At 37.8% G+C, this 21,799-nt stretch carries 13 protein-coding genes and 2 pseudogenes; 7 read left to right on the forward strand and 8 right to left on the reverse strand.

Translation table 11 applies throughout. The annotated features are described in order from the left end of the window. Nucleotides 1-52: 52 nt before the first annotated feature. The gene (locus IPJ83_08930; protein MBK7880661.1) at nucleotides 53-415 is read left to right on the forward strand and encodes a hypothetical protein; all 363 of its coding nucleotides are present in this window, start codon (nucleotides 53-55) and stop codon (nucleotides 413-415) included. A gap of 40 nt (nucleotides 416-455) precedes the next feature. Here the strand turns inward: IPJ83_08930 and IPJ83_08935 are convergent, their stop codons facing one another. Further along, on the reverse strand, nucleotides 456-1,271 hold the full coding sequence (locus IPJ83_08935; protein ID MBK7880662.1) for a class I SAM-dependent methyltransferase: 816 nt from the start codon (nucleotides 1,269-1,271) through the stop codon (nucleotides 456-458). A 304-nt stretch (nucleotides 1,272-1,575) separates the two neighbouring features. On the opposite strand from IPJ83_08935, the pseudogene IPJ83_08940 reads away from it, so the two are divergent. Continuing rightward, a pseudogene (locus IPJ83_08940) lies at nucleotides 1,576-2,152 on the forward strand (YceI family protein). 225 nt (nucleotides 2,153-2,377) lie between these two features. Here IPJ83_08940 and IPJ83_08945 read toward each other — a convergent pair. Continuing rightward, nucleotides 2,378-3,246, reverse strand: a pseudogene (locus IPJ83_08945) (nucleoside phosphorylase). 7 nt (nucleotides 3,247-3,253) lie between these two features. Between IPJ83_08945 and IPJ83_08950 the strand changes: the two are divergent. Further along, nucleotides 3,254-3,610 (forward strand): hypothetical protein, encoded by a 357-nt coding sequence (locus IPJ83_08950; protein ID MBK7880663.1) that lies wholly within the window; start codon nucleotides 3,254-3,256, stop codon nucleotides 3,608-3,610. 103 nt (nucleotides 3,611-3,713) lie between these two features. Here the strand turns inward: IPJ83_08950 and IPJ83_08955 are convergent, their stop codons facing one another. Together IPJ83_08955 and IPJ83_08960 are read right to left on the reverse strand one after the other, a co-directional pair. After that, nucleotides 3,714-4,709, reverse strand: coding sequence for an NAD(P)H-hydrate dehydratase (locus IPJ83_08955; GenBank protein MBK7880664.1), 996 nt, complete (start codon nucleotides 4,707-4,709; stop codon nucleotides 3,714-3,716). Nucleotides 4,710-4,917: 208 nt separating this feature from the next. Beyond that, on the reverse strand, nucleotides 4,918-5,205 hold the full coding sequence (locus IPJ83_08960) for a hypothetical protein (GenBank protein MBK7880665.1): 288 nt from the start codon (nucleotides 5,203-5,205) through the stop codon (nucleotides 4,918-4,920). Between the two features lie 640 nt (nucleotides 5,206-5,845). Here IPJ83_08960 and IPJ83_08965 point away from each other — a divergent pair. Next, entirely contained in the window at nucleotides 5,846-6,742 is an 897-nt protein-coding gene (locus IPJ83_08965; protein MBK7880666.1) for an SDR family oxidoreductase, read from the forward strand. 62 nt (nucleotides 6,743-6,804) lie between these two features. Here the strand turns inward: IPJ83_08965 and IPJ83_08970 are convergent, their stop codons facing one another. Next, entirely contained in the window at nucleotides 6,805-7,743 is a 939-nt protein-coding gene (locus tag IPJ83_08970; protein MBK7880667.1) for a DUF1295 domain-containing protein, read from the reverse strand. A 492-nt stretch (nucleotides 7,744-8,235) separates the two neighbouring features. Here IPJ83_08970 and IPJ83_08975 point away from each other — a divergent pair, with 492 nt between their 5' ends. Both IPJ83_08975 and IPJ83_08980 read left to right on the forward strand, forming a co-directional pair. After that, complete coding sequence (locus IPJ83_08975; protein MBK7880668.1) at nucleotides 8,236-9,042, forward strand: DUF3667 domain-containing protein; 807 nt, start codon at nucleotides 8,236-8,238, stop codon at nucleotides 9,040-9,042. A gap of 16 nt (nucleotides 9,043-9,058) precedes the next feature. Continuing rightward, the gene (locus IPJ83_08980) at nucleotides 9,059-9,598 is read left to right on the forward strand and encodes a hypothetical protein (GenBank protein ID MBK7880669.1); all 540 of its coding nucleotides are present in this window, start codon (nucleotides 9,059-9,061) and stop codon (nucleotides 9,596-9,598) included. Between the two features lie 37 nt (nucleotides 9,599-9,635). Here IPJ83_08980 and IPJ83_08985 read toward each other — a convergent pair whose 3' ends face one another. From IPJ83_08985 to IPJ83_08995, 3 genes are all read right to left on the reverse strand, one after another. Continuing rightward, nucleotides 9,636-15,764: a gliding motility-associated C-terminal domain-containing protein gene (locus IPJ83_08985; protein MBK7880670.1), complete on the reverse strand. Its 6,129-nt coding sequence runs from the start codon at nucleotides 15,762-15,764 to the stop codon at nucleotides 9,636-9,638. Nucleotides 15,765-15,931: 167 nt separating this feature from the next. Next, a complete protein-coding gene (locus IPJ83_08990) occupies nucleotides 15,932-17,704 on the reverse strand; it encodes a DUF885 domain-containing protein (protein MBK7880671.1) in 1,773 nt (590 codons plus the stop codon). 236 nt (nucleotides 17,705-17,940) lie between these two features. Beyond that, nucleotides 17,941-18,735: a dienelactone hydrolase family protein gene (locus IPJ83_08995; protein ID MBK7880672.1), complete on the reverse strand. Its 795-nt coding sequence runs from the start codon at nucleotides 18,733-18,735 to the stop codon at nucleotides 17,941-17,943. 1,404 nt (nucleotides 18,736-20,139) lie between these two features. Between IPJ83_08995 and IPJ83_09000 the strand changes: the two genes are divergently transcribed. Further along, nucleotides 20,140-21,681, forward strand: coding sequence for a multicopper oxidase domain-containing protein (locus tag IPJ83_09000; GenBank protein MBK7880673.1), 1,542 nt, complete (start codon nucleotides 20,140-20,142; stop codon nucleotides 21,679-21,681). Nucleotides 21,682-21,799 lie beyond the last annotated feature (118 nt).

The raw sequence follows: 21,799 nt of genomic DNA on the forward strand, positions 1-21,799 counted from the left end.
ATTGGCCAAAGAGTAGTCACTGATATTTTATTGAACACCTAAAACTAAATTTATGTTAAAGACAGCAACCAGTCTTTGTCTGATTTGTCAATCACCCTTGCATGGCAGAAGAGATAAAAGATTTTGCAACGATGGATGCAGGGCAATTTACCATCAACAGAACAAGCCGGAGTTACCCCTTGTAATCAAAAAAATTACGCAGATTCTAAAGTCAAACCGGGAAATTCTTATGGAACTTAATCCCGAAGGCAAGAGAACTGTGAGCAAGGAATTGCTCTTGCGGAAAGGTTTTGATCTTAAATACATGACACATCAGTTCAGGACAAAAACAGGCAACCATTATTATTTTTGTTTTGACCAGGGCTATGTCTTGTTAGATGATCAAAAAGTATTGCTGGTCCGACAAGAGGAATGATCGTAAGATTGTATTTTAGAAATTTCTTGCGTTTAGAGTTTTACGGCAGAAGCCTGAATCCAGGAATAGTAAAAGATGGTGTCCGGATTTTTGAAAGCTCCAGCATGTCTTTTTCTACTTGTGACCATTCTTCGCGTGTGATCATTCCTTGTTTGATCATATTCTCCGTGCAACTTTTCATCAGAGAAGTCCAATATTCCATGAATCTGCCACGTTGCTGGGTCTTGGTTTTGTCAAAGAATAATGGACATGAGATGGTTCTGATGTTGCGGTAACCCGCGTCCTTTAATAAATTGCCCAACTGCAATCCTATGTTGCCCTGACCTCCGCATTGAGTTTGGAAATCATTCATTTTTTCCCAGAAATTCCGAATGGACGGTCTTGAAGGGTAAAGGTCGAAAGAACGGTTGTACACCTCGGTAAGATGGATTCTTGCGTGGGTTTTAAGGTATTTTTTACAGGCTTCCAGCAATTTTCCGGGATCCGGGACATGTTCCAACACCCAGACAAGTATCACCGCATCAAACTTCTTAGCAGGTTCCGGAATGGCTTCCGGTTCGCCGAGCCATAAGTCATATTGCGCTTCATCAAACCCCGATGCGGCCAGATTTTCTTTTGCTTTCGCTATTTGAATTTCAGAAATATCCAGGCCGGTGACATGGATACCCGGATACAGCTTAAGGATTTCAATCATTTGGGCACCAACCCCACAGCCAATTTCCAACACCCGTTTGCATTTGGTAAGGTCCGTGTGGGCATAGATCATTGGACTCAGTACCTGATTCTGGTAAATCAGCCTGACTTGTTCTTCTGCAGTGAAACCATGAATGTATTCGGGAGGTTTGTTGCTGGCCATCGGTTTCTAATTATACGCAAATTTGCAAAAAAAAAGTGGCATTCTATTGCCAATCCTTTTATAGTCCCAAGGATAAGCTTTTAGCATACAATTTCTGGTGTGCACTAAACCATATTGCACTAATCATTGGTACAGATAAAACTCCATTAAACTACTGAAAATCCATTTTCACCCAATTGTGGAACTGGATTATTTATCCTCATTATATTATTAACCTAAATTAAGAAAAGCTTAAATATCACTTCGGAATGAAACATAATCCCTGTAATGGAGTTTATAAGCATTGAACTAAAAATTAAAAATTATGAAATTATTCTCTATTCTAAGCCTTACGGCATTACTTGTTTTGAATTCAGCATTTATTGGCGACACGGTTGTTAAAGTGGATGCATCCAAAAGTAAGATTACCTGGTTAGCTAAAAAAGTTACCGGACAACACACGGGTATGATTAAAGTTAAATCGGGTTCACTTAAAATGAACAAAGGTGCATTGTCCGGTGGAAGTTTTGAAATCGATATGAACTCTATTGAATGTACAGACCTTCAGGGGAGAGTATGCAGGTAAATTAGTAGGCCATTTGAAATCCGATGATTTTTTTAGCTCAAGCAGATTTCCGGTTGCAAAATTGGACATCACTAAAGTTGGTCGATCCAGTGCAGCAAACACTTACCTGGTTGACGCAAATTTGAACATCAAGGGTATTACTCAACCTATCAGTTTTGAAGCAGTGGTGAACGGAACAATGGCTACAGCAAAAATTATGGTAGACCGTACGCAATTTGGCATTAAATATGGTTCTGGAAGTTTCTTTGACAACCTGGGCGATAAAGCAATTGAAAATGAATTTACATTAGATGTGCAATTGGCACTGACGAGATAACATCAGACGGGATATAAAGAACAAGGAAAAGGCGGAATTTATTCCGCCTTTTTTATTTTATCCAATACTGAAGCAGGAATAAAAGCTGTTTATTTTCAAATCAATTGCTCATTAAAAGCCTCTAAAAAAATAGGAAAATTGGGATCATGATTAATGATCATTTAATTAAATTTTAAATGGAATAAAATTTAATTTTTCCATTGGTGTATAATAATAATTTGCAGGTTACTGAGGTAAATTTTCCATGAGACTCATGGATTTTTCAATCATCCGCATGATAATTTTCTCCGGATGTTCTGAGAAAGAGTTGTTGATTCGATTTGCCAGTATGGCATTTACCGACAGACATTTATGTCCCAGCGCTTTTCCCAGGTGGTATATTCCACTTGTCTCCATCTCCATATTTGTAAGTCTTCCTATACTTTTAAAATGTACGTTTTGTAATTTATGGATTAAATCCGGAACACTGTTTTTATTCTCGTGGTGCGGCCTTGAGGTCCGTAGAATCCAGGTGCCGTTAAGGTGTTTCCAACCAGAAAATCGTTTCCTTTGAAATGATCGAGTAGAGCGGCATCGCAACAGCTCAAATGAAAATTTAAGGATTCCAATCCAGCAGTTTTAAATGCAGTTCTGACTTCTTCCAAAACAGGATATTCTTCATGTTGGTAGTAATTCATCAGCGCATCTGTTCCTATGCTCCACTCTGTAATCAGGAGACTGTTCATCGGAATGTCTTCTTGTATGGCACCTGAAGTGCCAAGACGGATGATCGTACAGGAGGTAATATTTTCTTTGGGTTTTCCGGAAATCAAATCCACATTAAAAAGTGCATCAATTTCATTGAGCACAATGTCGATGTTGTCTGTGCCAATTCCGGTGGAGAGAATGCTTATTCTTTTGGTGCCGAGTCGGCCGGTGTGGCATACGAATTCACGTGAACTAATTTTGCATTCAATTGTATCCAATAAGTTGCTGATCAAGGCCACTCTGGAAGGGTCACCGACCGTGATGATCAGAGGGGCAATTTGTTCAGGTAAAAGATGCAGATGGTAGATAGAACCATCTTGATTGGTAATCCAGTTTGCTTTCAAAATACTACAAATGAAAAAGAGAAATAAAATTTACCACCTCACGAATTGTGGTACCTGCAAAAAAATTCTGGGCAGCCTCAATACAGAAGTTTGTGAGCTGCAAGATATCAAACAAAATGCGATTTCGGAGAAAGAATTGGATGATATGGCAGCCATGGCAGGATCTTACGAAGCACTTTTTTCGAGAAAGGCCATCAAGTACAAGACCCTTGGTTTGAAGGATAAAAAACTGACCGAAAAAGATATCCGCAAACTTATTTTAAGTGAATACACCTTTTTGAAGAGGCCTGTAATTGTAGTAGGCAAGAAAATATTTATTGGCAATGCAGCCAAGGAGGTGGATGGAGCGAGGGAGGCTTTAGCCTGACCTAACCCATCCCAAACCCTTCCCTTGAAAGGGAAGGGCTCGACCCATCCCAACCCTTCCCTTGAAAGGGAAGGGCTTATAAAGGAAAGGGAAAAGTGGAGAATTAATCTCCTTTGATTTCTTTAAATGCTTCGCCAAGGGTGTCAATGATGTCTCCTGCCAAAAGGCTTTCTTCAGATTCAAAATTAAGACTCAGATCGCCGGCGAGGCCATGAACCCAAACGCCAAGTCTGGCAGCATCCAGAGTGGGATAGCCCTGGGCAAGGATTCCGGTAAGGATGCCCGTAAGTACATCTCCGCTGCCTGCAGTGGCCATGCCGGGGTTGCCGGTGTGGTTGAAGAACACTTTTCCTTCCGGGCTAATACAAGCGGTGTACGGGCCTTTGATTACCAAATTAACTTTGTTGTCTCTGGCAAATCGAATTCCTTTTTCCAAAACCTCTAATTCATCTTTACAAGGTCCAGCCAATCTTGTAAATTCTCCTCGATGAGGAGTTAGAATTGAATTTTTCGGGATAAGATTTAAGAAATCGGATTTGGTTGAAAGGAAATTCAACGCATCGGCATCCAAAACCAGTGGGATGGACAGAGGCAAAGAGAACAGAATTTCAAAAGGAAACCGGGTTCCAAGTCCGGGACCTACTGCTATGGCTTGAAATTTCTCCAAAGCAAGCATGCTTAGTTCTGCCCGATCTAAACACATGATTTCCGGTCGGCTGGAATGAACTGTTGTGAAACAGTTAGGGTCAGTCATTAGCGTGACTAATCCGGCACCTGATCTCAGACATGCCGTTGCAGTTAAAAGTCCTGCGCCACACATTTCACGACTGCCTGCAAGGATTAAGGCATGTCCAAATAAGTTTTTATAAGAAAAGCGATTCCTTTCCCGGAGGATAAGACTAAGGTCTTCTTTGGTGCTCAGGTAAAAAGGTGTATTCTCTTTTTTTATGGCTTCCGGATCTAATCCAATGGATTTTATGGTCCAGTTTTTTATTCTGAATTTGTTTTCAGGAAGTAGAAATGCCAATTTTACAAATTCAAAACTCAGGACCTCATCCGCACGAATCACTTCGCCTTCTGTAATTCCATGACAAATCATCCCGGAAGGAATATCTACAGATACTACTAAATTTTCCAGACTGTTAATTTTTTAAAAAGAATGGCCCATGAATCACTGACAGGGCGATTGGTACCGGTTCCTAATATGGCGTCAATTATGGTGTCTTGTGGTTCCACAATTTCCAGATCAACGGGTTCTCTAATTTGAAAAGTTTCAATCCCTTTATCGGATGGGAGACGACTCTTGTTTAAAAAAAATCTTCAGAAGCTTGTTGGCTGCTGGTAACGAAGCCAATTTTTACTTTATAAAATTGCTCACTGAGTAATCTTGCAATGACCAACCCATCTCCTCCATTATTACCTTGTCCGCAAAGGATAAAAACCGAATGGGATTCAGGCTTCAATTCCGACGTGAACCATTCAGTAAATGCATTTCCTGCCCGTTCCATAAGTTCGTGGGATGGGATGTTTTGTTTTACCATAGTGAGTTCTTCTATGGCTTTAATCTGGGGAGGACTGAATATTTTATATGGCATAGATGCTGGAATAGACATTCAAAAGTAGATAGAAATGAAATAACGCCCAGCTCTTTTTGTGTCCCCCCTTAGTAAGGCAAGAAATCAAGCAACTTTAGAAACTATCATCCAGGTGTAATAAAAAAGGAATTTCAAAATAGATTTAAGCGATCTAATAAACATTTTTTAACTTTAATCAAAATTAATGGTCATGAAAAAATTAAAATTTTTCTGCATCTAAGCCTCCTTTTAATCTTGTCACAATCCTGCCACTTGCTTAGCTCGTCTAATGAGGTATGCCACCATTTTAAAGCTTCCATAAATTGGAATGAACACGCTAACAAACTAACTGTGGTTACCAAGGGTGGTGATCCGCCATTTTTCTATAAATGGTCCACCAGCGTTCATAATCTATAAGAAATTACAGTCACCGGCTCCTGAACTTACAGTGTAACGGTCACTGATTTAGGGGGATGTAAAGCCTATGCTATTTTTACCACCAAATAGATTTTGCAAGATATTTTGCCTCAATATTTATTATGCAAAGTAGAAAATATTGATTTCAATATTTTTACAGTTTCTTGTTAAAAGAGCTACTTGTATTCGGAAAATTAATCAAATTCCTTTAATCATTTTAATTCTGAAATATTAATATTTTCAAATGAATCCATCTTCAAAAATTCTCCTGGTGGGCGGATCGGGTACATTGGGTAAACCTACTGCACAACTGTTGGTTAATGCTGGTTACCCCTTACGTCTGATGACCCGATATCCTGAGAAAGTGGGTAATTTTCGGAGTCCGGAAATGGAAATTGTAAAAGGAGATCTGATCGATCCCGATTCCTTGAAAATTGCATGCGAGGGTATGGATCTTGTCATCGCAATGGCACATTCATTGTTGGGAGTTGGGAAGTATAGATCAGCAAAAGTGGATGTAAAAGGACACAAATCACTAATAGATATTGCAAAAAGTGCTGGCGTAAAATCTTTCGTTTATATTTCAGTGGTTGGTGCCGACGCTAATCAAACTATTGATTTTTGGCGCAATAAATTTGAGGTAGAACAATATCTCCAAAAGAGTGGATTGAATTTTATCAACATCAGATCTACTGCTTTTATGGAAACCCATATCCATGAATTAATGGGAAAGGGAATTCTTAAAAACGGGAAGGCGATGATCATGGGGAAATGTAATAATCCATTAAACTTTGTTTCAGTGGTGGATGTAGCACAAATCATACTTAAATCATTGGAGCAACCCGAGGCATTGAATTCAATTATAGAAATCGGAGGTCCCGATAATTTAAGCAGAAATGAAATTGTTTCACTCTACGAAAAGTATTCCGGGAAGCAGGTTAAATGCACGTATCTCAGTATTGGATTTTTAAATGTGATGTCCAGATTATTCAAACCTTTTCATCAGGGGATTTCCAGGGTGATGGCACTTGGTGAAGTGCTGGACCAAACGGATCAGACTTTTGATCCTACGCGCACCCTTCAAAAATTCCCCATCAAACTTACCACAATTGATCATTTCATACAGCAGCAATGCAAATGAATTATCCAGAAAGCTGATAATTTAGTATTGACCTAAGGTAATCTCCTTCTGATTGGAATTCATTATTTTCCTTCAACGGATTTTCCGATCAATTTTGGCAGAAATCGCCCGGTGTTTTTTTGGTATGCTGCATATTCAGGATATTTTTCAGCTGAAATGGCTTCACTAAAATCGGAACTTCCCTGAAAGAGCACCAACAACAACATACATCCTGCAACAGACCAATTAACCCATTCTCCAGTTGCATTGGCCCCCAATAAATAGAAACAAATCCAAATGGCCTGTTCTGCAAAATAATTCGGATGTCGCATGTATTTCCAAAGTCCGGTATGGGTAAAACCTTTGCTAAAGATGCCTTCAGCTATTCCGGTTAATTTAATTTGGCGATGTTTTTCATTTTGAAAATTCCATTGTTGTTGATCCGCAATGGTTTCTAAAACCACAAAACCAATAAACAGTAAAGCCAAAACATAATCTGTAATGCCAAGAGGACTGGCTCCTTCATTTACGGTCACCAAAATCGGCAGTGTAAAAAGAAGTATTAAGCCATTCTGATACAATGAAATAAAAAATAAGTTAAACAAGGTCCATTTTAATTTTCCGGAAAGCTCCGGTTTTTTTCTCAAGACCGCCCAACGATAATCTTCCTCTCCATCCCAGAATTTCCAACTGTAAGCTCCTCGCCGTGAAAAATTATAGGTTAGTCTGATACCCCAGATACTGACTAATATGGCCATAAGAATCATGCGATCACTCCAAGCTCCTGCATAGGCGATGTACCAGGCATAAACTATTGGGATTATGCTCCATATTTTATCTACCTGACTACAGTTGCCTGTGAGCTCACTCAAAGTGAAACAAGCAAGTGCTGTAAACAAAAATATATATATGCAATTCCACAAAATTTCATGTTGCAAAGGACTTAATGGTGTACCAAATCTATAAGAAATAAATGGAACAACGATTATCGTAAGGATGAGAATGACAATGGTTTTGATCATTTTACTGGGTACAGTTTATTATTCAGGATAAAGGTATTAAAATAAAATCTGTCTCGTGGAGAATACTAATTATTGGTATATAAAATTAATTGTCACTTTTGAGAATAACATGGTAATTAATTCATGATTACGAAAGTTGCAGTCAAGCCTTGTGCAAGATTTTTTATTGGATAACCAAGTCTTTCAAATACTACTCCAACTAATGGATTATAAATAATTGCAATACCTACATTAGCTGTGCTTCTTTAAATGGTAAATTTCTTTTGGAGTTCTTCACCATGGATATTAAGATTATTTAAGCCTTGTACTTATATGCAATTTTTATCGATGTTTATGCAGCAGAAGGACTACAAAATTAGTCCACCGCTGAATTCAATTCACTGATTTAGGGTATATAGGATAATGTTTTTTTTATGTATTCTGGATGTATTAACCATAAATTTTTATTAATTTTGCACGCTTGGTGTCGGAAAATCCCAAATTTGCTAAGGATTGAACTTTCTGGTAGCCGGGCCCATCGAAAATACAATGGAAAGTAAAAGCAAAATTGAAATCATTAAATGTCTAGTTTGTGGGACTGAAGACTATGGTCAATTTTGCTCCTCATGTGGAAATCCGTTGAAAAGAAAACGAATATCAATTGCGAGTTTGCTCGGAAGCCTGCTCGATTTTTTCTATAACCTTGAAACCAAATATGTCCATACTTTTTGGTCTCTGGTCACAAGACCTGCAAATTTTATAGAGAAATATATTCATGGAGAGCGAGAGTCCTATTATATCCCTTTCAAATACTTTCTTTTAAATTTAAGTATTAATCTATTTATATATAATCAATTCAATATTGAAAAAATCACAGAAGAAGATGCTGATTTATTCGATGAACCTCTTTTTCAATTAAGAAGTGAAGAGGTTTTTGAAAAATTGATCAATAATTTTGGAAGCTTTTTTTCCTTGCTGATCATTCCGGTTTTTGTGGTTTGTGCAAGACTATTGTTTACCAGGGTAAAGTACAATCTTGCAGAGATTGCTACCTCGATAACTTTCATGCTTGGTCAATTGATGCTCGTTGAAATTTTACTAAATTTGGGTTGTGCGATATTTCCATCGTTTTATGAAAGTTCGCGTTTGTTCATCATGATTGCTGAAGTTGGTATGATATTCATTCTTGCGCACAAGCTATTTTTAGAAAAATGGTACCATGCAGCATGGAAATCTGCTTTTATATTTATAGCTTTATTTTTTTCCCTGAAGCTTGTTTTAATAGCTACTCAGGAGGTTTTAACTTTAATTTACGATTAATTCATTGAAGGAAATTATGAAATCATTTTCACCAAATTTTATTATACTGATATTAATATTGCTGACTTCTTGTGTTCCAGCTAAAAAATATAAAGCTTCAGAATTTCGATTTTTAAATTTACAAGAAAAATATCAGGATAGAAGTGTAAATCTTGACAGCTGCCGTATATGGAATGCCATTCTTAGAGAAGAGCTGGAAAAATCCAAAGGACAAAGTATTCTGTTCTCAGAAAAGATTGAAGCCTTAAAAAGAGAATCCAAAATAAAAGATGACAAATTGAAAATAATGGAAGATCATCTTTCCTTGGCTAGAAAATCCAATCAGGATCTTTCCAACCAGGTAGATCAATTGCATCATGCCAACCAATCCAATGCTGAATTGATGCAGAAGATGCTGGAAGAAATGGAATTAAAAAATCTTAAAGTTTTAAACCTTTCCCTTGCATTGCAGCAGCAAGATTCCATGAATATCCATTTGGTTAAGAAAACAAGGAGCAAAATCAGTGAGAAGAAATTAAGAAAGTCTTTGGAAAAACTTGGTTTTGTTTTTTATTAACCCATTCTATGCATTAGAATTTCTATTTCTAGGTGATTTATTTGACTAAGGTAACATCACCATACAGCTGTTTTAATTCTCCATCTACAAAACGCACAGTAGCTACATAGACAAACACTGCGGGATTCAATTCATTGTTACGGAAAGTGCCGTCCCACCCATGGGCTGGATTGTTGGGTGGAAAGTCGTGTCCTTCAAAAACCAATTCACCCCACCGATCATAAATTTGTAAAACTTCAATTTCTTCGAGCGCAGGATTTCCGTAAATGGTAAATTTATCATTGACATCATCTCCATTGTGTGAAAACACATTTGGCACCCATACCTTTTTTTCAATTCGGATATTTATATTAATGTAGGCTGTGTGGGTACAGCCGAATTCATCGATTACCATTACTTCATACCGTGTGTTTTCTTTTGGTGAAACAACCACTGCACTGCAGGAATCACAGGAAATAAATTGCGCCGGACTCCACAAGAATTTAGGATTGGCAGCATTCGTTGATGCCGACAATCGAACCGAACTGCCGTATAAAATCGTAGAGTCGGTTATGTTCAGATTAATGTCCGGATCCGGTAATTGATCTACCTGCAAAATGGTATCTACCCAACAATTGTTTGCATCTAAAATTCTTAATTTATAAAAGCCACTTTTTAGTGAGCGAATGGTGTCCGATGATTGTCCATTGTCCCAGATAAAACGATAGGGTTTGACTCCGCCGTCTGAACTTCCAAATGCAATTCCACCATGCAGGTCATCACAACCCGCAGGACTGGCACCACCATCCATCCGCATTGGAGGTGGCTCATTCAGAAATATGGAATCCACTATCGGACAATTATTTTTATCCCGCACCTCCACTTTTATCCAACCCTTGCCAAGACTTTGTGCGGTGTCACTGCTTCCTCCATTTTTCCAATAGTATGAGTAAGCAGGTGTGCCTCCCTTTACTTCAATTTTAACTGCGCCATCTTTGGCACCGTAACAACTGATCGCGTAGCCGTTGTAATCTAAAATAATGGAAGCCAGAGAAGATAATGAATCCGGCTGGGTAATTACAATGCTGTCTGTTGCTACACATCCAAATGGATCACTGAGTTGCACCCAATAAGTTCCAATGCCGAGTCCGGATAATTTTGCGCTTGTATCCGCAGAGTTTTGCCAACGGTAGGACCAATAAGGAGCAGAACCTATGCCTTTGGCTTCTATGGAGGCATTGGCGTCTCCATGACATTTGATGCTGTCCAGCATCTTTAAATCTGCATCCAGCCGATACAATTCCACAAATACGGTATCATAAAATGCACAGGACTGATATTTTTCAACTTTGAGCAACAGCGTATCCCAGACAGTTTTACCGGTAGTGACATTTCCGGGAAATTGATATTGTGAAAAGGATGAATTCAAAGAAGATAACCGATCAGGATGCAACCATTGATATTTGTAGGAGCCAATGGAATCAAAACCAACTTGTATGTTTCGGTCATAGCAAATTCTATGGATCTGGCTTTCACCAAAAATTTTGGCAGGACTTAACAAAAGGGTATCTCCATTGCACAGACAAGGATTGTCAAGGGGATGGATGGCGGCGATCATTCTGCATGAATAATTACCCGGCACTTCATATTTCCAATGTATCCAAATGCTGTCGCTCGATGTGATGCGGGCTCCGGGAATTTTATCAGAAGAGATGAATACATCGGATGAATCCAACACCCCATTGTTGTTTTGATCAAAATAGAATTTAATCAGGTAGTCAATTTTTCCGGTGAAAGGTGATTTATTTTGAATGAGATAATCCACTTCCAATTGTTCGTTTCCTCCAGGTAGAAATTGAGCACGCACATCTGATTGCAAAATGTATAAAATAGGACTGAGCGGAATGTTTTTATAATTCCATTCCTGAACATGTAGCAACTGGTCGCACTCACCACCGGACGCCTGAGAGCAGCTTACTTTCTTCGGTGAATTGAGAATTAATTTGAAATCCGTAGTCTTGCAATGTTCGATGCAAGTGCGCTCCAGTTCCAATTCAAACACCATAGAATCTCCTTTTGCTACTGGACCTTTTATAGGCACCTCTACTGATTCCATTCCATCGAGATAATAGAATCCTGCTCCGGTAGCAGGCACATGTCGGATGGCTTTAAAACTACCAGGAAGAAAACTCAATTCTTTTGCATACACAAAGTATACTTTTTGAGGAAGAGAATTGACGATTGCATCTTTTGAATACAATACCACCCTGGTTTTAAATTTGTCTCCACAGGCGCTGTCTGCATCAAAGCTGATGCTCGCATCATACAAGTCTTGCAGCGTTTGTCCTTGCGGATTGAAGCGGAAGGGTGTGGAACTCACTACCGGTGATTTATTGTACTCATTACAGACATTGGTGTGGAAACTGTAGAAGCTCAAGGATTGTCCATCTTCCAATGCACAATCACCGGTAAAATCCAAATGCACGAGGTATTGATTTTGGTTAATGCGATAAAAACCCGGGAATCCCAGAGGAAATAATTTATCGGACATTTCCCAATAATATTCATTGGCATTGGCGGTCGATAGTGGCGGTGGAAGTAATCGGAAACTGTCCTTCGGATATTCAAGGTATGCTTGTTGTAAATTCAGTCCATTCGGTTTTGTAAAATGAAATCGATTGTTAAAACTATGCCCCAATCCCGAATTATACACCAACACAGAATAATTAAAACTGTCGCAAGCCTGCGAAAAAGTATCCAGGGGTTGTTTAATTAATTCCAATCTGATACTGGCATCTTCAGGTTCATAATTCAGCACGGATCGATGGACATATTCTTTGCAGGTACCTGAAATATTTAAAAAGTCCATTGGATATCCGGCGCAAGAATTTCCCGAATAGATAATCAGTGAATCAGCCTGGCAATCATTGAATCGTGTAAATAATTTGAAGGATCTTGCACTGTAAATGGTATCCAATTTGAATACTATATTCTGTGAATTGAGCACAGTCGGAATGTGTTTAAAAGCGGTGCCCAAACTGTCGTATTCTATCAGACTGTCCACCAATATTTGTCCGGAAGAATTTTCTACCAACAGCCAGAGGTTTTGATAGGTAAAATAATTGGATGGTTTGGCAGTAGTGGTTTTGGAACTCAGATTGAACGGCCAGATGATCAGAGTGTCTTTTAGAATTTGTTTGCGAATTTCTGTAAATGCAGGCTCTACTCCTGAAATGTTAATGGCATATTTTGTTTCATTGTATAAATCTTTGTGTAGGTTCTGATCGGGAAGATGAAGATTGTATTTGAATTTTTTAAAAATACGAATGGTGTCTACAAGAGAAACATAACATTCCGGTTGTAAATCAAACCACAGTTGGTGCTGAAACAATTCAAAGTCCTGATTCAAATTGAATTGATCAAACTGAATCATGGTATAGCCTGCACTGTCCCAAACAAATGGTGCTAAATAACTTGTATCATAAGCAAAGTTTAATGGTGAGGGTACTCTGAAAACTTTAGCATAATTGGGGACATTGTTCAGGAATTTGAAAAAAGGCGGAATAACGATCTTAACTTGATCAATAAGATAGGTATTTCTGAACTCATTGATGAAGGGGTCCGGATTTTCAGGATAATTTCCATAAGTATCCAGGGAAGTTTCTAAACGGAAGTTACCACAGACAGATAGGTATGGCGAACTGCCTTTGAAATTTGGATCTTTGTAGTAATCTTGTCGAAGGAACGTGCTGCCCACAGATGGTTTGCCCGAAAAAGTATTGATGGTGGCGGCCTTTCTAACTTGCATGTTGCAACCATCCTGTGCGTAAGTGAGATCTCCATAGATGGTTGATTTTAACCACTGCGTAATTTCAAATGGATTGATCACACCCTTGAGCACAAATACCATGGAATCTCTGGTGGTCAGTGTACCATTTAGACAAGTTCCGAACAAGGCAGACATATTCAGTTGTCGTAAAAAATAATGATAATAATTATTGGTCGCCTGGCTATAAAAATCTGCACCAAGTGGATTGATGCATGTGGACCAGCGATTGGTTTCACCGTCAAAGTATTTTAAGGTATCTGTGAGCCAGGTAACTTGTTTTACAGTATCGTACTTTCCGTTGACGTAATAAATCAGCGGGGCAATGGCTAATTTAAAGAGTATATTTGAAAAATTAGCATTGCACAAAACATCCACCGGAATATACATGAGGAAAGTGTCGTTGGTGAATAGATAATTATGGTTAATAGAATCTGTTTCCGGATTAACTTTAAATGCTTTGGTGGAATCGGTATACCCTACGGTTAGCCTTTTGAATGAAATGTCACCGATGGACAATTGTCCCGGAGAATTCGTACCAATAACCGTTGTATCACATATTACTGGAAAAGCCGGAGTGGAACCACAGTATAAAGGAATTTTCTGATAACAGCCATCTCCACAAAAATAATCGGCTTCAATCCGGATGTTGTATCTGGGACCTCCACTTCCAAGGCAAAAAGTGCAATTCGTATTTACGCCACCCGAACCAGACGAAGGATCACAATGAAATTTCAATGGAATACCGACAATAAAATTACTCGTGTCCGCAGTCAAATAAATGACATTTGCATTTTTTCTATAAGGGGTAGGATTTCCATTGATGGTGATGATGGTTCCCGGTAATAATTCGACGGATGGAGGAAGCGTTATTCTGACGCTTGCACTGTCACGGGCACATTCATCTAAAAAATGATATTGATTTTTATAAAGATAAAATTGGATGGTGTCCTTCTCTTCATCTACATAAACACTCTGAAATCTTAAAGTAGAAACACTTGGCTGATTCCAATAATAACTTTGATTGTAAACATAGCCTTCGTAAGTTCCTGGTTTGTCGCAATAATTATTAAATCCTGCTTCCAACTTCATCGTGCGACGATCAAATACCTGACCATCACAATCAAAATTTAAGCAGGAAAGATCTAATGTATATTTTATTTTTAAATCCAGCGTGTCATTTGGTCTCAGGTCATCATAATATCCATCCCCGTCAAGATCGTCTAATCCTTTGGGGCCATCTGGATCTGTTGTAAGTCTTCTGAAGTCAAGACCATATCCCGTGAATCCAATTTGTGAGATGGGGATCAGTCTTCCCGAAATTCTTATCTCCGTAATTTTGAGACAATCATCTTTAAGCGGAGCAGTGTATTGACCATTTTGAATAAGTGACCAACCCAGATTAATATAAAGATCAAACATACTATTTCCCAATTCAAATGAACCTTTGTTGGAATAGTTGGATATACGGAGATTTGCTTCACCACGTTTGCAAGGGGTTGCGAATATTTGAGTATCCTGAACGACTACCAGGGTCGGTGTTCCGACCGGGACCAGCAAGTTGACATTTTCCTGCACTGAAAATTCGCATTTCAATTTGCCACAGGAAACTAAAAATTTATGATTGATTTTGAATTCTGTTTCACAGGCATTAAGGTTTACTTCCTGAATGATTACCATGGATTCTCCACGCTCAAAAAATTCATTGAAATTTCCAATTTGTGTAAAATCTGCCGGATTAAAAAATAAGGTATCGCCGGATGGACTAAGCTTTCCAAGATTTGAATTCAAAATGCTCATTTTGTCATTTCCCACCACAAAAATGGTGAAGGAATCCAGTGCAACCTGACCTATGTTCACAATAGAGTATTTCTTCTTAAATTTTTTATCCACTTCATCATAATACAATCCAAGATTGGCAATGCTGATTTGCGGACTATAGATCTGGGTAAACTGTTTGTTGGTTACTAAATTGATGCCATTCCAGTTGAATTGGGTGTAAAAGCTGTCGGCATGACTTTTTGCGGAACAGACATGATCCATCCAAAATTGAAAACTGGTGGTTTCACATATGTCCAGGAAGCCTAATTGAAATTGTGGACCTGAGGGGTGATTTGGGTTTTTTGTGGACACCTGACTTCCGGTCAAACTGTTGGACCGGAAAGTGAGATGATTTCCGGTAAAAAATTGAATATCTGCATTTCTTACAGGTGTTTTACCCTCGTTCGTGATGCGGATTTCTACCGGGAGACCCTGGCATTGTTCTGTGTTCAGGGGCAGCGACATGCTAATGGAAATCTGACCGGAGAGATTAAGCCAGAAAACGGAAAGAAAGAGACTTAAATAAAGGCTTTTGTACATGGCATGTAAAATTAATACAATTATGCCATGCATCTTCTTTTATTGAGGTTGTTGCATTAGAAACTACATTCAATTAAATCCAATCTTTTCCATTGATCCATAAAACATAAACCGCCGGATCCATAATGTGGCCATACGCAGAGTCCGGCACTAAAGTAAGTAAGTATTTATTTCTTTTGTGCTTCAATCCAGCGATTCACTTTATTTTCCAGCACTTTAATCGGCAGACAACCGGCATCCAGAATCTGATTGTGGAAACTTTTAAAGTCAAACTTAGTTCCTAATTCGTTTTGTGCTTTTTGTCTGAGTTCGATGATCTTCAGCTGACCTATTTTGTAGGCGAGAGCCTGTCCGGGAATGGCCATGTAGCGCTCTATTTCCGCGATGATGCTTTCTTCAGGTTCGGCTTCATTGGATTTAGAATATTCTATTGCTTGTTCTCTGGTCCAGCCTTTCATATGTAATCCTACATCTACCACCAGACGGATGGCCCGATGCATTTCGCTGCTCAGCATGCCGAAATATTGGTAGGGATCTGTGTACAGTCCCAGTTCTTTACCCAGACTTTCACAATACAAAGCCCAGCCTTCTCCATAAGCACCATACCAGGAAAATTTTCTAAAATCAGGGAGCATTGAATTTTCTTGTTGAAGTGATATCTGATAGTGGTGTCCGGGAATAGCCTCGTGCAGAAAAAGAGCTTCTCCACCTAAAACATTGTAAGTGGCCGCATTGGGAATTGGGACATAAAATATACCCGGTCTGCTCCCGTCGGCAGTGCCCTGTTGATATTCTGCACTGGCTGATGCTTCTCTGAAAGCTTCTGTGCGTCTGATTTCAAAGCTGGATTTTGGCACCAAATCAAACATATTTTTAAGTTGCGGTTGCATCACTTTTTCCAAACCCGCATACCATGAAATCACTTCCTCTGGTTTTTGGAATGGCATAAACTTTTTATCCGTCCGCATAAAATCAAAGAACGCATTCAGGTCCCCTTTAAATCCAACATCCGTTTTAACTTTTTCCATTTCACTGCGAATGCGGGCTACCTCCTTTTCCCCCAAGGCAAAAATCTCCTCCGCAGTCATATCCGTCGTGGTCCAATATTTAATCAATTGTTGGTAACGTTCTTTTCCTCCCGGAATTTCTGAATAACCGGAAGTGCTTCTACCTTTTGGTAAGTATTCGTTCTCGTAGAAATCAGCCATTTTACTGAATGCCGGAACTAATTTTTCCATGATGGCTTTCTTAAAGTCTTCCTTAATTCTAGTCTGTTCTTCTGCTGTAAAAGAGGAAGGCATATTTTTAACAGGACCGTAGTAAATACTTTGCTCAGGGTCCGTTACCACAAGTTCTTTAAACTGTGGGATGATTTTTTGGATCAGGGATTTTGGCAATACATAACCTTTCTCCATTCCTGTGCGTGTAGAAACAAGGGCGGAATCACACCACATAACGAATCGATCGATTCGGTGCAACCAGTTGTTATAATCTTTGACGGATTTAAACGGTTGCGTGCCGCTACCGGAACCAAACTGGCCAAAAGTCAATGGAAGGCTCCAGAATTGATTGACCGGCATGTAATGATCGGGAAATTCAAGACCGGATAATCTGATGTCACATTCCCAATTGAGTATATCGTAACTGATGCGATCATTGGCATCCATTTTTTCAGGATCGAAGGTTCCTAATTTTTCTTTTAATGAAACAAAATAGTTCTTCAGATCTCTACGGAATCCTTCCGTAACATCCATGGTCAACAAATCATTAAAACCCTCAGCTCCCTGTATGGTAGCCTCCATTGGAAAAAATATATGAAGGTCCTGATGATATTGAGCCAACAGGTCCTTGAAGGGTAGGGCAGATGTGTCATTTTGTTTTTCCTTGGGCCCACAGGCCAAAAATGAAGTCAATATGCAAGTCAAAAGAATGTGTTTCATTTTAAATAAAATTGTTGAGGCTTGAAAATAGAAAGTATTCGAATGGATATCATTTAATACAATCGTACAAATCTACGAATAATTTCGTACTTAGAGACTGTCTCTTTTATAAAATATTTATTTAAAAAAAATTGCCGGTAGTGAAGTTAGCAATAGATTAAAATTTAGAATACTAATCCTGCTGTAATTTTAATGGTTGCCAAAAAAAGTATAGTGGAAATTTCTAGACGCGTCTATTAAAATACTTCATTGAGAAACTGGATCATGTGCATCCAGCTTCTTTTATCAGCTTTTTCATTGTAGGCAGCTCCTCCTGTAGGGTCATTTCCGGCTGCAGGATCAGTGAAGGCATGCACGGCATCGGCATAATAAATCATTTGCCAGTCAGCCTTGGCTTGCTTCATTTCGTTCTGGAAGGCAGCAATATCTGCATCCGGTATGTAAAAATCATTGGCCCCATGACAAACCAATACCTTCGGATTAATCTGTTGTACTTTTCTAGTGGTATCTCTTCCAAGGCCGCCATGAAAACTTACCACACCTTTGATGTTCATATTTTCCCTGGCTGCATTTAAGGCGCCGGTTCCTCCGAAGCAATAACCCATTACTACAATTTTTGATGGGTCAGCTCCGGATTTAATCAATTGTTCCAATGCCAGTTTTATCCGATGATTGTAGGCATCTGTATTGTTTTTGTAAAAAGTTGCTTGGGTACTTGCCTCACTTCTGTTTTTCGGATAATTACCCTCTCCGTAAATATCTGCAATAAAGCTATAGTAACCCATGTCGCTTAGTTTGAGGGCCGTTTCTCTGGCATGTTTATCTATTCCCATCCAGGCGGGAAGAATCAGGATTCCGGCTTTTTGCTTGCTTTGTTTTTTTGGACGGGAAGAAAAGCCGTTTAGTGTTTGATTTTCATCTTTATATTTTATCGGTTTTAATTGGCCAAATGAGTCAAGGACAAGAAACAGCATTAGAATAGTTACTGAAATTAATTTCACGATTTTCAAGATGTCTTTTACATTGAACATAACGCTTGTTCAAAATAAAAAAAAAATGAGTATTGTCAATTTTATCCTTAAAATAATGTCAGAATAAAGACAAATTTAGATGTAATAATAAGCCAATTAATTCAAATCCTTGCATTTCTAAATAAATAGAATTTTAAATCAGTTGTGAGGAAGTATATTTTGGACACCTATGGTGGCAATGTTTTTTTGCAACTATCAGGTTCTACCTTATTAGAGAGACTGCAAGTAGACTACTTACAAATTAAGTCATTGAGGTATTTATAAATCCCCCATAAGGTCTTCCATTTGCTATGTAAATCAGACAAGAAGTTACGAAATCTGTCAGGATTTAAAATTTGAATTATTAACAGGATGGAACTTGGCTTTTATAAAGCAAGTCAATAATCTAATAAACTAAAGTGTCAAATCATTCTACTTGATTCTTACCTAATTTTATTGAGTCTATCGAACAGTGATTGTGCTAAATTCAGGTGAGGCTAGGGTCCCGAATATTTGTTTAAAAATGATCTTTATATGCATTGTAAATTTTGGTAACAGTCCAACTTAAAGGTACTTTTTGACAAAATTCACTTGTGTTAGTAATCTTATGGATTTCTTGCAAACCAACAACTTGGGTTAGAATTTTTCCTAAATCTTAACTAAATCTAGTCCTGAAATTGCAAATCACTTAAAACTAATCAGGTTGTAAATAAAATTCAAAAGAAATTTCTTTTAAGATAAAAATTTTATTTATCTTTGAAAATTATAAATTTACCATTTGTAATAGTTTGAAAATTCAAATTGTACAAATGTAAAGGGGGCATATTGCGTACATTATACCCCGTAGAGTGAGTTTGTAATTTTGAATGTTTTTTAAGCCTTGGCATTTCAATTTTGAAAAGTTGAGTTTTTTTTGGAGTTGATGCAGACTTTTAGGGTGAAAGACGAAATAAAGTGCGGATATGCGTTAAAGATTAAAATTAAACCACTTGCCGCGTATTTTGAAAATTTGAATTAACCATGGAGGAATTGCAAGAAGAGCGACTGTAGAAGGCGGAATTTATAGTGAAGAAATAAATTGTTTTGGTAAAAATTGGTTTGGTTTTGATTTTTGACCTTGTTGAGCAAATATCCAGTGGTTTAGTTATTTTCGTAATAAAAAATCTAATATGGGGAACTTAATTTAAAATCCAATTGATTTATGAGTTATTATATGTTATTCTTGAATGTGCAAATAATCAAATCTGTATAAGTTTAAATAATTAGTCCGAAATGAAACATCTTTTGTTGCTACATATACTTGTTATTTTTAGTATTTACAATAATATTTTTTGCCAAAATCTGGTAATCATTCCAGATACTTTAAGTGGCAGTTTGATTAATCTGACTTTGGCTACTGGAATCAGAGAATTTTACAGTGGTAGTTTGACTAAAACATTAGGCTATAATGGTTCTTACCTTGGTAAAACTTTAATTTTATACAAAGGTCAAAAAGTAAAATTGAATGTATTTAATGGATTGCAAGAACCAACTTCTACTCATTGGCATGGTTTACATGTTGCACCTCATAATGATGGGTCACCTCATACTGTTATTGATCCAGGAACTTCATGGACTCCTGAGTTTACTGTAATGGATAAGGCAGGTACCTACTGGTATCACCCTCATTTACATGGAAGAACTCTAAAACAAGTGGTAAAAGGAGCTGCTGGTATGATTATTGTTAGGGATGAAGAAGAAGCCAATTTGGGTCTACCACGTACCTATGGGCTGGATGATATTCCTCTTATTTTCCAGTTTCAAACTTTTGACTTTGACAAGCAAATAGTAGAGAGTGATGCTGTAGACAATGCTATTTTAGTTAACGGAACCTTAAATGGCGAAATAGTTTGTCCGGCCCAAATGGTTAGGCTAAGATTGCTCAACGCTTCTAGCCATCGGATCTTCAGATTTGGTTTTGAGAATAATATGCCTTTCAGTCAAATTGCATCAGATGCGGGCTTACTTAATGTGCCTGTACAAATGACCAGGTTAAATCTTGGTTCGGGGGAACGAGCTGAAATAATTCTTGATTTGAGTGCACATCTGGGTAAGTCTATTAAATTGAAAACATTTGGCAATGAATTAAATGTAGGCTATCCCGGAGGACCAAATTTAATGGGGATGCAAGCAGGTCCACTGGATAATAAAACGAATGATATTCTTACAATAGTAGTTAGAGAGAAATTGGCAAATGCTATAACAACTATACCTCAACAACTTACGACTAACGAAATTTTGTCTCAAACAAATTCATCAAACCGGTCAATTAACTTTACTGCCCAACCTATGATGAGCATGGATAATTTTTATATTAACAATGCTAAATTTGATGCAGGTGTTATTAATTTTAAAACAAAACTTAATAATACAGAAATATGGACTATTTCCAATCAAACGATGATGGCACATCCATTTCATATTCATGGCAATCATTTTTACATATTATCTATTAACGGCCAACCACCACCCGAAAATATGAAAGGAAGAAAAGACGTTGTACTAGTGCCACCATTTAATGGGATTGTTAAGCTGATTACAATGTTCAAAGATTTTAGTGATGATATGATACCCTATATGTATCATTGTCATATCTTAAGTCATGAGGATAATGGAATGATGGGTCAATTTTTAGTCACTGATGTGCTTAGTAGGACAAATGAAGATAAGATAAACCAAAAAATTGGATTTGAAATTAGACCAAATCCTGCTTCTGAGATAATTTATTTAACCTCTAAAATTGAAACCGTGGCAAATGGGCATATTGTTGTTTTTAATAGCCAGGGTAAAATTGTTTATGACAAACCACATACTTTATTACCTGCAAAGATTATTAAAATAGACATAAATAATTGGGAAATAGGTAGTTATATTGTGTCCTTTAATTTCCAAAACCTAAAAGAAAGTATTGTGTTTATAAAGAAGTGAAAGATGTTATTTAGAATATGTGCCTAATTACTATATTATAATGATATTTCACAATATTCAGTATTCACCTTACGTTGCAACTTAACAGGCAATATGATTTTTAGAATTTTACATATCT

Origin of the sequence: Candidatus Vicinibacter proximus (assembly GCA_016713905.1) — a bacterium.
In the GTDB taxonomy this organism is placed as follows: Bacteria; Bacteroidota; Bacteroidia; order Chitinophagales; family Saprospiraceae; genus Vicinibacter; species Vicinibacter proximus.

Coding starts and splice junctions, on each gene's coding strand:
- IPJ83_08930 (MBK7880661.1), top strand. CDS start 53: ATGTTAAAGACAGCAACCAGTCTTTGTCTGATTTGTCAATCACCCTTG.
- IPJ83_08935 (MBK7880662.1), bottom strand. CDS start 1,271: ATGGCCAGCAACAAACCTCCCGAATACATTCATGGTTTCACTGCAGAA.
- IPJ83_08950 (MBK7880663.1), top strand. CDS start 3,254: ATGAAAAAGAGAAATAAAATTTACCACCTCACGAATTGTGGTACCTGC.
- IPJ83_08955 (MBK7880664.1), bottom strand. CDS start 4,709: ATGATTTGTCATGGAATTACAGAAGGCGAAGTGATTCGTGCGGATGAG.
- IPJ83_08960 (MBK7880665.1), bottom strand. CDS start 5,205: ATGCCATATAAAATATTCAGTCCTCCCCAGATTAAAGCCATAGAAGAA.
- IPJ83_08965 (MBK7880666.1), top strand. CDS start 5,846: ATGAATCCATCTTCAAAAATTCTCCTGGTGGGCGGATCGGGTACATTG.
- IPJ83_08970 (MBK7880667.1), bottom strand. CDS start 7,743: ATGATCAAAACCATTGTCATTCTCATCCTTACGATAATCGTTGTTCCA.
- IPJ83_08980 (MBK7880669.1), top strand. CDS start 9,059: ATGAAATCATTTTCACCAAATTTTATTATACTGATATTAATATTGCTG.
- IPJ83_08985 (MBK7880670.1), bottom strand. CDS start 15,764: ATGTACAAAAGCCTTTATTTAAGTCTCTTTCTTTCCGTTTTCTGGCTT.
- IPJ83_08990 (MBK7880671.1), bottom strand. CDS start 17,704: ATGAAACACATTCTTTTGACTTGCATATTGACTTCATTTTTGGCCTGT.
- IPJ83_08995 (MBK7880672.1), bottom strand. CDS start 18,735: ATGTTCAATGTAAAAGACATCTTGAAAATCGTGAAATTAATTTCAGTA.